This is a genomic window from Escherichia sp. WS568 (assembly GCF_046486085.1).
Lineage (GTDB): Bacteria > Pseudomonadota > Gammaproteobacteria > Enterobacterales > Enterobacteriaceae > Escherichia > Escherichia coli.
Window position 1 is genome coordinate 246,811 of sequence record NZ_JBJQMC010000005.1, and the last position, 11,672, is coordinate 258,482.

Genomic DNA, 11,672 nt, shown 5'->3' on the forward strand with positions numbered 1-11,672 from the left:
ACATACTAAAGAACTTAACTATACTTCACATCGCCGCTTCATTTTTCGCCCGCAGCTTCTTCGCCTGGCTTTCCAGTACCAGATAGCAAACCAGCGCCAGCAGCAGCGGGATAAAGTAATACAGCACACGGTAAGCGAGTAGGGCGGCGATAATTGTGCCCTTGGATGTATGCTCCCCAGCCAGTAGCGCGATAAACACCGCTTCCAGCACACCAATCCCCGCTGGAATATGCACGATGACGCCAGCAATACTACTAACCAGTAACACGCCCAGTACAAAGAAATAGTTCACGCTTTGACCAAGTAACAGCCAGATAATCGCCCCCATTACCATCCAGTTAACACTGGAAATCAGCATTTGGGCGAGGGCGAATTTCCATGAAGGCAGCACCAGTTTTTGTCCTTTGATGGTCATATGGCGGTGCTTCGCGAAAGCGCAAAACCACAAATAAACCGCGATAATCATCAGTAAGCCAATGCCGAGAATGCGCAGCGTGGTTTGATCGACATACCAGTGGTCCGGCAGCTCCACCACGCCTGCGGTAAAGATAATCCCTGCCAGCAAAATATAGCCCAGCCAGTTGGTGGTAATACTGAGCGAGAAAATCCGCGTAATAGTGCTGCCCGGTAACCCTAGCCGGGAGTACAAACGATAGCGCATACCAATGCCGCCGACCCAGGTACTGAGTGTCAGGTTGAAGGCGTAGCAGATAAACGACACCAGCATCACCTGGCGCTTCGCCAGTTTGTGACCGCAGTAGAAACGGGCGAGCAGGTCGTAGCAACCGTAAATCAGATAACTGACGACCACCAGCCCGACCGCACTAAGCAGCGCAACGCGATTGTAGTCGCGGATGACCTTCCAGACCTCTTCCCAGTCCACTTTTTTGGCGTAGACCACCAGTAACACAATCACCGCGATAAAAAACAGCCAGGTGAGGAGTTTCTTTGCTAAGCGCCAGCGCGGGTGTGATTTACTCATCAGGGTTTTACCCCCGTGTTTTCAGTTTCTACCCGATCCTGCGTTTCCATTGTCGGTTGTGCGGGGGGATCAACCTGCGCCAGACGTGGCGTGTGTGCCGGAAGCCAGCCGACCAGCGCCGGGAAGTGGCGTAAAAAGTGGAAGGCCAGCACGCTTTTGGTCAGATTCCACCAGGTGCGTTTCGGCAGCATGGTCTCATCCACCTGCTGACAATCTGCGGCGATAATGCCGTTCAGATTATCACGCAGCGTCTGGTTAAAATGACGATCGTGGATGATGACATTTGCTTCGAGATTCAGTGACAAACTGAGCGGATCGAGATTACTGGATCCTACCGTCGCCCAGTGATCGTCCATCAATGCCACTTTGCCATGTAGCGGACGGCGGCGGTACTCAAACACCTGAACGCCGCCTTTAACCAGATAGTTATACAGCAAACGCGCACCGACTCTGACAATCGGCATATCCGGTTCGCCCTGAATGATCAGTTTGATCCGCACCCCGCGCCGTGCCGCTTTACGCAAGGCGTGTAAAAATCGATAGCCGGGGAAGAAGTAGGCGTTGGCGATAATCACTTCTCGCCGCGCCTGAGTGAGCATTTTCAGATAGTGACGTTCGATATCATCGCGATGTTCTTCGTTATCGCGCCAGACCAGCAATACCTGCGCTTCTCCCGGCTGGCGATTTTCTTCCGCTTTGTGATGACGTCGCCACCAGCGTCGGGCCGCGCTCTGTCCTGGCAGATTTTCCTGTTCAAACTGGAGGATATCTTCAACAATCGGCCCTTCAAGGCGTACCGCGTAATCCTGTTTGGCCTCTGGACCGTAGCTGGACATATGCTCGGCGGAGTAATTCAGCCCGCCAATAAAGGCGATAAGCGCGTCGATCACCACAATTTTGCGATGCATCCGGCGAAACACATTGGTGCGCATACCAAAAAGGCGCGGGCGGGGATCGTAGTAGCGAAATACCACGCCAGCTGCCGTCAGTTCATTGACAAACTCATCGCTGAGATCCGGCGAACCGTAGCCATCCAGCAAGACTTCCGCTTTCACCCCGCGTTGCGCTGCTGCCAGTAGCGCCGCATGCAGCTGTTTGCCGACGTCATCCTCAAACCAGATAAACGTTTCAAGAATGATGCGTTCTTGCGCCTCGCCAATCGCCTTAAACACCGCGGGATAATATTGCTCGCCGTTTTCCAGCAACTGGATCTTATTGCCTTCGCGCCAGCTACATTTCATAAATGAATCTCCGCACTTAAAGGGGCATGATCAGAAAGGTGTCGCCATGTCCGCAGCGGCAACGCGGTTGGCGCGCTGGCGCTGGCATTTTTGACGTAGATCCTGTCCAGTCGTAGTAGAGGAAATTGCACCGGAAACGTGCGCGCCGGGCGTCCGTGGGCGCGGGTAAATATCTCATCCAGCCCGGCCTGCACTTTTAACGGATGATTAGCTTTTTGCCGCCAGTCGTTGAAATCACCCGCCACCAATACCGGTTCGCCGTCCGGCAGCTCATTCACCCATTCGGCGAGCATCGCAAGCTGCGCCTGACGGTGCGCCTCACGCAGGCCCAGATGTACGCACATCACATGAATCGCTTTCCCGGTCATCGGCGGCACAATGCGGCAGTAGAGCACGCCGCGCTTTTCCGCACCATCGACCGAAACATCACGATTCTCATAATGTTCAATGGGATAACGTGAAAGAACCGCATTACCGTGATGTCCTTCCGGGTATACGGCATTGCGACCGTAGGCGAAATCGCTCCACATGGTGTCGGCGAGAAACTCGTAGTGCGAGGTATCGGGCCAGTTTTCCACATGCAGCGGATGAACTTCGTGCGCGCCCATCACTTCCTGCAGGCAAACAATATCGGCACTGACGGTACGCACGGCGTCGCGAAGTTCCGGCAAAATGAAGCGTCGGTTAAACGCGGTAAAGCCTTTGTGAATATTGATGGTGAGCACCTTGAACGAAAATTGTTGTGTTTGATCGGGCATAATTTTCCTGTCTTTGCCTCTTATCTCATTGAAATAGTGTAGTCGGCGTCACAAAAAGGTGCGGTCTTACGGAATTTTCCGTAAAGTTCGGTACTCTGAATAAGTAGAGATAAATTCTTCAGGAGAGAAGCCATGAAGTGGCAACAACGTGTTCGTGTCGCAACTGGCCTAAGTTGCTGGCAGATTATGTTGCATTTACTGGTAGTGGCGCTGCTGGTGGTGGGCTGGATGAGTAAGACTCTGGTTCACGTCGGCGTGGGATTATGCGCACTGTATTGTGTCACGGTAGTGATGATGCTGGTGTTTCAGCGCCACCCCGAGCAACGCTGGCGTGAGGTGGCAGACGTGCTGGAAGAGCTGACCACGACCTGGTATTTTGGCGCAGCGCTGATTGTGCTGTGGCTGTTGTCCCGTGTACTGGAAAACAACTTTTTGCTGGCAATTGCAGGGCTGGCAATCCTTGCTGGCCCGGCGGTAGTGTCTTTGCTGGCGAAAGATAAAAAATTACATCACCTTGCGTCTAAACATCGCGTACGCCGCTGACCCTGTCGTGGCCGTTATCACCAGTAGCGGCCACAAACTATTCCACACAATATCCAGACTCGCATCCTTCAAATAAATCTGCTTGGTAATGTCCGTAAAGTGGCGAATAGGGTTAATCCACGTCAGGTTTTGCAGCCATACTGGCATGTTTTCCACCGGCGAAACGTAACCGGAAAGAAGAATGGCGGGCATCATAAAGACAAACACGCCGATAAACGCCTGTTGTTGTGTTGAACAGAGTGATGAAATCAACAGACCGAATCCCACCAGCGATAAACCGTAAATCACCATCGTAAAGTAGAACAGCGCCAGCGATCCGGCGAAGGGGATTTGATACGCCCAGATACCAATCGCCAGCACAATGGTGGCCTGAAACGTGGCGACAATTAACGCAGGTACGGCTTTGCCGATAAATATCTGCCAGGTGGTGAGCGGCGAAACCAGTAACTGATCGAGCGTACCTTGTTCACGTTCGCGGGCGACGGAAAGTGACGTGACGATCATTACGCCGATAGTGGTGATCATGGCGATCAGCGACGGCACCACAAACCATTTGTAGTCGAGATTCGGGTTATACCAGTTGCGTACCACCAGCTCGCTGTTGTTGGGTTTCGGTTTTCCTTCCAGCAGCTCCTGCTGATAATTTTTGACGATCTGTTGCAGGTAGTTGGCGGCAATTTGCGCACTGTTGGAGTTACGCCCGTCTAGGATCAACTGTAACGGCGCGGTCTGGAAGGTATCCAGTTTGCGCGAGAAGTCAGCCGGGAAACGCACCAGGAGTAACGCCTTTTGTGTGTCGATGGTCGGGCGGATCTCCTGCGGGCTTTTCAGCAGCAGCACATGGGTAAAGGCGCTGGCGCGGGCAAAACGTTGAGTAAGTTCCACCGAATGCTCGCCGTTATCTTCATCGTAGATGGCGATGGTGGCGTTGGTCACTTCCAGCGTGGCGGCGAACGGGAACAGGATCACCTGAATCAGCACGGGTAAAATCAGAATTGCGCGGGTTTGCGGTTCGCGCAGCAGCGACTGCAACTCTTTGCGGATTAACGTCCATAAGCGATGAAACATGCTCTTCTCCCTAATCCAGCCGACGTTTGGTTTTCAGCCACGTCAGGCCGATAAACATCACCGCCGAAGCGATCAAAAACAGCACGTTCACCACCAGTACCACCGGAATATTCCCGGCGAGGAACAGGCTTTGCAGGGTGCTGACGAAATAACGTGCGGGAATAATGTACGTCACCGCGCGGATCACCGCGGGCATACTGTCTATCTGAAATATAAAGCCGGAAAGCATAATCGACGGCAGAAAAGCCGCGTTCAGAGCGACCTGAGCGGCATTGAACTGGTTGCGGGTAATCGTGGAAATCAGCAGCCCCATCCCCAGGGTACTGAGTAAAAACAGGCTGGAGATAAAAAACAGAATCAGCAGTGACCCACGATACGGCACGCCGAGAATAAACACTGACACCAGCATACACAGCAGCATCGCCAGCATCCCGAGAAAATAATAAGGGATCAGCTTACACAGTAGCAGTTCCGTGCGGGTAATCTCCGTAGAGAGCAGAGCCTCCATGGTGCCGCGTTCCCATTCTCGCGCCACCACCAGCGAGGTGAGAATCGCGCCGATGACCGTCATGATAATGGTCACCGCACCGGGGATAATAAAGTGCTGGCTAATCGCCGCCGGGTTAAACCAGTAGCGGGTTTGTACATCAATAAGCGGTTCAAAAGTCTGCCCGTTATCCTCCGCTCGCTGCATTTGCCAGATCTGCCAGATCCCTTCGACATACCCCTGCACAAAGTTAGCGGTATTCGGCTCACTGCCGTCGGTGATCACCTGAATCGGTGCGGTGGCGCTGGCGCGCTCCATCTGTTCGGCGAAATCCACGGGAATAACCACCAGACCGCGAATTTTCCCCGCCTGCATTTTGGCGATCAGTTCCTGACGGTTATCGCTGATGGTGGCGTCGATGTAGGGCGAACCGGTCATGGTGTGGGTGAAATCCAGCGCCGCTTCGCTACGCTGTTCCAGCAATATCCCGACCCGCAGCTTGCTGGAGTCGAGGTTAATGCCGTATCCAAAAATAAACAGCAGTAGCAGTGGGATCACTACCGCAATCAGCCAGCTACTCGGATCGCGAACGATCTGCCGCGTCTCTTTGACGCACAGTGCCCGCACGCGACGCCAGGACAGGATCGGATTACTCATTGCCATGCTCCTTATCCCAGTCGTGGATCAACTGAATAAAGGCTTGCTCCATCGTGGGATCGGGTTGCTCATCGTTGGCCGACTGCGCTTTCAAATCGTCCGGCGTGCCGCTGGCGATTAATTTCCCGCGGTACACCAGGCCGATGCGGTCGCAATATTCCGCTTCATCCATAAAGTGGGTGGTGACCATCACCGTGACGCCTTTCTCTACCATACTGTTGATATGTAGCCAAAATTCACGGCGGGTGAGGGGATCAACGCCGGACGTCGGTTCGTCGAGAAACAGAATGTCCGGTTCATGCATCAGCGAACAGGCCAGCGCCAGCCGCTGTTTAAAACCTAATGGCAGTTCATCGGTCGCGTGGGAGGCGATACTTTTCAGGCCGAACGCCTCGCTCATACGGGAGATTTTTTCGTTCTGCGCCCGACCGCGTAAGCCATACACACCAGAGAAAAAGCGTAAATTCTGTTCGACCGTCAGGTTGCCGTAGAGCGAAAATTTTTGCGCCATATAGCCGAGATGCTGGCGCGCTTTACCGGAACTCTCTTTCAGATCCATCCCCAGCACCAGCGCCTGGCCGGAAGTCGGCACCAGCAAACCGCACATCATCTTAAAGGTGGTCGATTTGCCCGCGCCGTTTGGCCCCAGCAAACCAAAAATCTCCCCGCGTTTAACGGCAAAGTTGACGTGATCGGTGGCGGCAAAATCACCAAATTTCTTGGTCAGTTCTTTCGCTTCGATCACCGTCTCGCCAGGTGTACCTTCCACCGTATGCAATATTGCGCCCAGCGGCGATTCCGAGGTTCCGGCACCGCCCAGCAAATCAATAAACGCATCTTCAAAACGTGGCGTAGTTTCGTTAATGTTGATTTCCGGCATCCCGTCGGCATGGCGAATATCGTCTGGTGTAGCCTCTTTTTTGAGGATCAGACGTACCGATTTCCCCTGAATCATGCCGTCGCTGACCTGCGGCAGTTTCAATGCCCGTTGCAACAGTTTGCGGTTGCCCTCGTGCGGGCTGGTCATCAGAAAGCTGCGTCCGGCCATGGTTTGAGTCAGGGCCGTCGGTTCTCCCTGATACAGCAGCTCGCCTTCGTTCATCAGCAATACGTCACGGCACTGCTCGGCTTCGTCGAGATACGAGGTACTCCAGAGGATTAACATCCCTTCGCCTGCCAGCTCATGCACCATCTGCCATAGTTCGCGCCGTGAGATAGGGTCAACGCCGACGCCGGGTTCATCGAGCAGCAACACTTTCGGTTCGCCCACCAGGGTACAGGCCAGACCGAGTTTTTGTTTCATCCCACCGGAGAGCTTGCCCGCCAGGCGTCCGGTAAACGGCCCAAGAGACGTAAACTCCAGCAGGCGAGCAAAAGTTTGCTTCCGTGCCTCGCCGGTGACGCTGCGCAAATCCGCGTACAGATTGAGGTTCTCCATCACCGTGAGATCTTCATACAGACCAAATTTCTGCGGCATATAGCCGAGCACGGCGTGCAGCGCGCCGTCGTTTTTGATCGGATCAAAGCCAATCACCGTGGCACTGCCGCTGTCGGGTTTCAGTAATCCCGCCAACATCCGCATCAGCGTGGTTTTACCTGCACCGTCCGGCCCCACCAACCCCGTCACATAACCGGCGTGAATGGTACAATCGAGCGGCGCGACGGCGGGCTTGTCCATGCCCGGAAAGCGTTTTTCCAGGCCGTTCAGCGTGATAACGGCATCATTCATGTCCTGCCTCGTCACCGAATTGTACCGTCACTGGCATTCCCTGGCGTAACGCATCATCGGCGTCGGTCACCACAATACGCAGGCGATAGACGAGGTCGGTACGCAGATCCGGCGTTTCGACGGTTTTCGGGGTAAATTCAGCAGTCGGCGAAACGAAACCAATCTGCCCGTGATACGGCTTGTCCGGGCGACCATCGGTATAAAGCAGCACTTTGCGCCCCGGCTGGGCCTGGTCAAGATTACGTTCATCAACATAAGCGCGCACCCACACCGGACGCGTTAGTGAAACGGTAAACACCGTGCCACCTTCATTGAGGACCGTGCCTGGCTCCACCGCGCGCGTTAACAGCGTGCCATCAGACGGGGCTATCAACGTTGAGTCCTGTAAATTCAACTCCGCCTGCGCCAGTTGCGCCTGCGCCTGTTCGAGGCTGGCTTTCGCCTGGGCGATGTCCTGTTCACGGTTACCGGAACGGTACTGACGCAATTTATCCTGTGCTGATTTCAGCGTGGCCTGCGCCTGGTCGCGCGAGGAGCGGGCATTTTCCAGGTCATTTGCCGAAATGGTGCGGCTTTTCCACAGTCCTTGCTGGCGGTTATAGAAGTTCTGCGCATAGTCATAGGCAGCTTGCGCCTGTTTCACCGCTGCGGCGGCCTGAGCGATTTCTTCATCTCGATACCCGGCAAGCATCAGGTCATACTGCGCCTGAGCCACCGAAACGCCCGCTTTCGCCTGCATCAGGGCAATCTCATACGGCTTGTGATCCAGTTCGCCCAGCACCTGGCCCGCTTTGATCGCATCACCTTCGTCCACCGCCAGCGACTCAACGCGCCCCCCAACACGGAAACTAAGATTCACCGTACGAATATCCACGTTGCCATACAGCGTCAGGCCGTTATCCTGGCGGCTTTGATACCACCAGTAGCCTCCGGCAACCACGGCGGCAAGTACTACTACCGCCAGTCCGATCACGACAGGTTTTTTCATCACTACAAACTCCTTTGCGATAATCCTTGCAAAATCAGGTCAATATGACAGGTCACCGTCTGGTTGATCAGTTCGGTCTTTTCTTCATCGAACGCGGTCCAGCCGGTACGTAACAGAATAGTTTCTTTGCCAAGACGAAACGCCAGAATCTCACCAATCAACGCATGGGTATGAAGGATCATGCGGGTATCGCTAGCGTCGCAGCCGGTCCAGGCGGCAATCAGGCGTGTCAGGTGGCTGTGTAGCGGACTAATCACCTGTTCGTGCACCAGGTGGTAGGCTGCCGTGGGAGAGAGCTGCTCACGGGAGATAAATTTGCTGAGGTTGACGGTGTCATCCTGGGTGAGCAGCTTAATCATGTTCCTGCAGGCGCGAAGGATCAGTTCGCGGATGGCAGCCCGATCCGGCTGTGGTTGTGCGAACAAACGTTCGGCTTCTTCAGCGTGCGGACGGAACTGCTCGCCAATGAAATCGGCAATCCATTGGGCGCAGGCGAGGTACAAATCTTCTTTCGAACCGAAGTAGTAGGTGATGGCAGCGATATTCTGCCCGGCCTGGGCGGCTATCTCGCGGGTGGTGGCGTTCATTCCATATTCACCAAACTGTGCCAGTGCCGCAGCAATCAGCTGTTTTTTCGCCTGTTCACCCTTGATTGTCATGGCAGGATTATTCATCGCACAGTCCATTCTTAATCAAATGATTGATTAAGATTATGACTCCATAGGGGAGTTGTCCAGTATGGCTAAGAATTTTAGCTACGCCAGTCGCAGGGATAATTTATGCGCTGCGTCACAAAAACTGCTACACTCCGCTCCCTCATGACATTGTGGTTTTTGTCATTTTCCTTTTCAGTATCTCCCTGAAAACTACACCGGTAACGGTCGGGGCGGTTCGGAGTAGTTATGTCTTTCGATTCTTTGGGTTTAAGCCCTGATATCCTGCGCGCCGTTGCCGAGCAGGGTTACCGTGAACCCACCCCTATTCAGCAGCAGGCGATCCCTGCGGTGTTGGAAGGCCGCGACCTGATGGCCAGCGCCCAGACCGGCACCGGCAAAACAGCGGGCTTTACGCTGCCGCTGTTGCAACACCTGATCACTCGCCAGCCGCACGCCAAAGGGCGTCGTCCGGTACGTGCGCTCATTCTTACCCCGACCCGTGAACTGGCGGCGCAGATTGGCGAAAACGTCCGTGATTACAGCAAATACCTGAACATTCGTTCGCTGGTGGTGTTTGGCGGTGTCAGCATTAACCCACAAATGATGAAGTTGCGCGGCGGCGTTGATGTGCTGGTGGCAACGCCGGGACGTCTGCTGGACCTGGAACATCAAAATGCAGTGAAGCTGGATCAGGTTGAAATCCTCGTCCTTGATGAAGCTGACCGCATGCTCGACATGGGCTTTATCCACGATATCCGTCGCGTGTTAACAAAACTGCCAGCGAAGCGCCAGAACCTGTTGTTCTCCGCGACCTTCTCTGACGATATTAAAGCCCTGGCGGAAAAACTGTTGCACAACCCGCTGGAAATCGAAGTGGCACGCCGCAATACTGCGTCTGATCAGGTGACCCAGCACGTTCACTTTGTCGATAAGAAACGCAAACGCGAATTGCTGTCGCATATGATTGGGAAAGGGAACTGGCAGCAGGTGCTGGTGTTTACCCGTACCAAACATGGCGCTAACCATCTGGCTGAACAGCTTAATAAAGATGGCATCCGCAGTGCGGCGATCCACGGCAATAAATCGCAAGGTGCGCGTACCCGTGCGCTGGCTGATTTTAAATCGGGCGATATTCGTGTACTGGTGGCAACTGACATCGCTGCGCGCGGCCTGGATATTGAAGAGCTGCCGCACGTGGTCAACTATGAACTGCCAAACGTACCGGAAGATTATGTCCACCGTATCGGGCGTACCGGTCGTGCGGCTGCTACCGGTGAAGCGTTGTCGCTGGTGTGTGTTGATGAACACAAACTGCTGCGTGATATCGAAAAACTGCTGAAAAAAGAGATCCCGCGCATTGCGATTCCGGGTTATGAGCCGGACCCGTCAATCAAAGCCGAACCGATCCAGAACGGTCGCCAGCAACGTGGCGGCGGCGGTCGTGGGCAAGGTGGTGGTCGCGGTCAACAGCAACCACGCCGTGGAGAAGGTGGTGCGAAATCAGCTAGCGCGAAGCCCGCAGAAAAAACATCTCGTCGTCTTGGTGATGCCAAACCGGCAGGCGAACAACAACGCCGTCGCCGTCCGCGTAAACCTGCCGCTGCGCAGTAATCTTTTATGCCGGGCGATGCCCGGCATATTCGCAACAAATCTCTTTCTACCGCAATTTTATCCTGGGCAATTTACGATTAAGGTGCTGCAATTTATTATTAATTGCGCTATCTTTAATTATAAATTGCATGCCGTATACAAAGAGGTTAGCGCATTATGGCACCAGAAACGATCGATCACTCAACCTTACATAAACTGGTTGAATCTGGCGTAGTGGATGCAGCACACGTTATTGGCACCCAGGGAGGCTGGTCGTTGACCGTGAAATACGGCCACACTGAACGGCCTCTTGCAGCACAACGCAGTCGGCAAATTCGCTTGTTTAAACGGCTGGAAACGGTTGTCAACTACCTGAAAGATGTTGGTATTGCCCGGTTTGAAGTCGACGCCTCTCATTACGACCCGGACGGTCAGAAGAAAACGACCCGACCAGACAGGGCAGAGGCATTAAAACGAGCTCATGAAGCTGCCGCGTATGACGCCTGGTTTCGTGAACAGGTACAGGCCGCCATTGACGATCCACGCCCGGCGCTCTCTCATGAAGAGGCCAAAAGTCTATTTGCTGCCCGTAAAAAAGCCTTGCTGAAGGGGGATTAATGCGTCTGGAATGGAAGCCAATGTCCCTGTCTGACAGGGAGCAAATCATGGAATACATCAGTAAAGATAATCCGCTAGCGGCAATAGCCCTTGATAATCAATTTGAAGCCATTGCGGAACAGGCCTGTGAACGCCCGGAGATGTACCGGGCCGGACGAGTCGCTGGTACACATGAAGCCGTTGTCAGGCCGCATTATGTGCTGATCTACCAAGTGGAGGGCGATACGCTCTCGGTACTGCGTGTTTTACATACCGCCCTGCAATGGCCACCAGCGCAATAAGCCTGCGTGCATTGTCTTTTACTACGCAATGATGTTTCTTCTGTTGCGAGAAAACCCCACAGCCAGAAAACGTT

General features: G+C 54.1%; 12 protein-coding genes. 4 read left to right on the plus strand and 8 right to left on the minus strand.

The genetic code is table 11. From position 1 onward, the window contains the following. Nucleotides 1-25: 25 nt before the first annotated feature. From ACJHWR_RS08250 to ACJHWR_RS08260, 3 genes are read right to left on the minus strand one after another with little or no spacing between them, the layout of a single operon-like run. A complete protein-coding gene (locus tag ACJHWR_RS08250; RefSeq protein WP_000045474.1) occupies nt 26-982 on the minus strand; it encodes a YbhN family protein in 957 nt (318 codons plus the stop codon). Next, nucleotides 982-2,223: a cardiolipin synthase ClsB gene (gene clsB, locus ACJHWR_RS08255; RefSeq protein WP_000650325.1), complete on the minus strand. Its 1,242-nt coding sequence runs from the start codon at nt 2,221-2,223 to the stop codon at nt 982-984. Before clsB ends, ACJHWR_RS08250 begins: the two co-directional genes overlap by 1 nt. After that, complete coding sequence (locus ACJHWR_RS08260; protein ID WP_001113348.1) at nt 2,220-2,981, minus strand: endonuclease/exonuclease/phosphatase family protein; 762 nt, start codon at nt 2,979-2,981, stop codon at nt 2,220-2,222. The genes clsB and ACJHWR_RS08260 overlap by 4 nt, the downstream gene beginning before the upstream one ends. A 132-nt stretch (nt 2,982-3,113) precedes the next feature. Between ACJHWR_RS08260 and ACJHWR_RS08265 the strand changes: the two genes are divergently transcribed. Continuing rightward, entirely contained in the window at nt 3,114-3,524 is a 411-nt protein-coding gene (locus ACJHWR_RS08265) for a YbhQ family protein (protein ID WP_000871981.1), read from the plus strand. Here the strand turns inward: ACJHWR_RS08265 and ACJHWR_RS08270 are convergent. Genes ACJHWR_RS08270 through cecR form a run of 5 tightly spaced genes read right to left on the minus strand, consistent with a single transcriptional unit; the run spans nt 3,486 to nt 9,127 of the window. Continuing rightward, nucleotides 3,486-4,592 carry an ABC transporter permease gene (locus ACJHWR_RS08270; protein WP_000469031.1) on the minus strand — a complete coding sequence of 369 codons (1,107 nt, stop codon included), beginning with the start codon at nt 4,590-4,592 and terminating at the stop codon, nt 3,486-3,488. The genes ACJHWR_RS08265 and ACJHWR_RS08270 overlap by 39 nt on opposite strands. A 10-nt stretch (nt 4,593-4,602) precedes the next feature. Continuing rightward, entirely contained in the window at nt 4,603-5,736 is a 1,134-nt protein-coding gene (locus ACJHWR_RS08275) for an ABC transporter permease (protein WP_000070139.1), read from the minus strand. Then, a complete protein-coding gene (locus ACJHWR_RS08280) occupies nt 5,729-7,465 on the minus strand; it encodes an ATP-binding cassette domain-containing protein (protein ID WP_001578024.1) in 1,737 nt (578 codons plus the stop codon). Before ACJHWR_RS08280 ends, ACJHWR_RS08275 begins: the two co-directional genes overlap by 8 nt. Beyond that, the gene (hlyD, locus tag ACJHWR_RS08285; protein WP_000743444.1) at nt 7,458-8,453 is read right to left on the minus strand and encodes a secretion protein HlyD; all 996 of its coding nucleotides are present in this window, start codon (nt 8,451-8,453) and stop codon (nt 7,458-7,460) included. The genes ACJHWR_RS08280 and hlyD overlap by 8 nt, the downstream gene beginning before the upstream one ends. 2 nt (nt 8,454-8,455) lie before the next feature. Beyond that, a complete protein-coding gene (gene cecR, locus ACJHWR_RS08290; protein ID WP_001295890.1) occupies nt 8,456-9,127 on the minus strand; it encodes a DNA-binding transcriptional regulator CecR in 672 nt (223 codons plus the stop codon). Between the two features lie 228 nt (nt 9,128-9,355). On the opposite strand from cecR, the gene rhlE reads away from it, so the two are divergent. From rhlE to ACJHWR_RS08305, 3 genes are all read left to right on the plus strand, one after another. Beyond that, nucleotides 9,356-10,720 (plus strand): ATP-dependent RNA helicase RhlE, encoded by a 1,365-nt coding sequence (rhlE, locus tag ACJHWR_RS08295; protein WP_000007106.1) that lies wholly within the window; start codon nt 9,356-9,358, stop codon nt 10,718-10,720. Between the two features lie 156 nt (nt 10,721-10,876). Then, nucleotides 10,877-11,317 carry a hypothetical protein gene (locus ACJHWR_RS08300; protein ID WP_000035214.1) on the plus strand — a complete coding sequence of 147 codons (441 nt, stop codon included), beginning with the start codon at nt 10,877-10,879 and terminating at the stop codon, nt 11,315-11,317. Continuing rightward, nucleotides 11,317-11,598: a type II toxin-antitoxin system mRNA interferase toxin, RelE/StbE family gene (locus ACJHWR_RS08305; protein ID WP_001235510.1), complete on the plus strand. Its 282-nt coding sequence runs from the start codon at nt 11,317-11,319 to the stop codon at nt 11,596-11,598. The genes ACJHWR_RS08300 and ACJHWR_RS08305 overlap by 1 nt, the downstream gene beginning before the upstream one ends. The last annotated feature ends 74 nt before the right edge of the window (nt 11,599-11,672 follow it).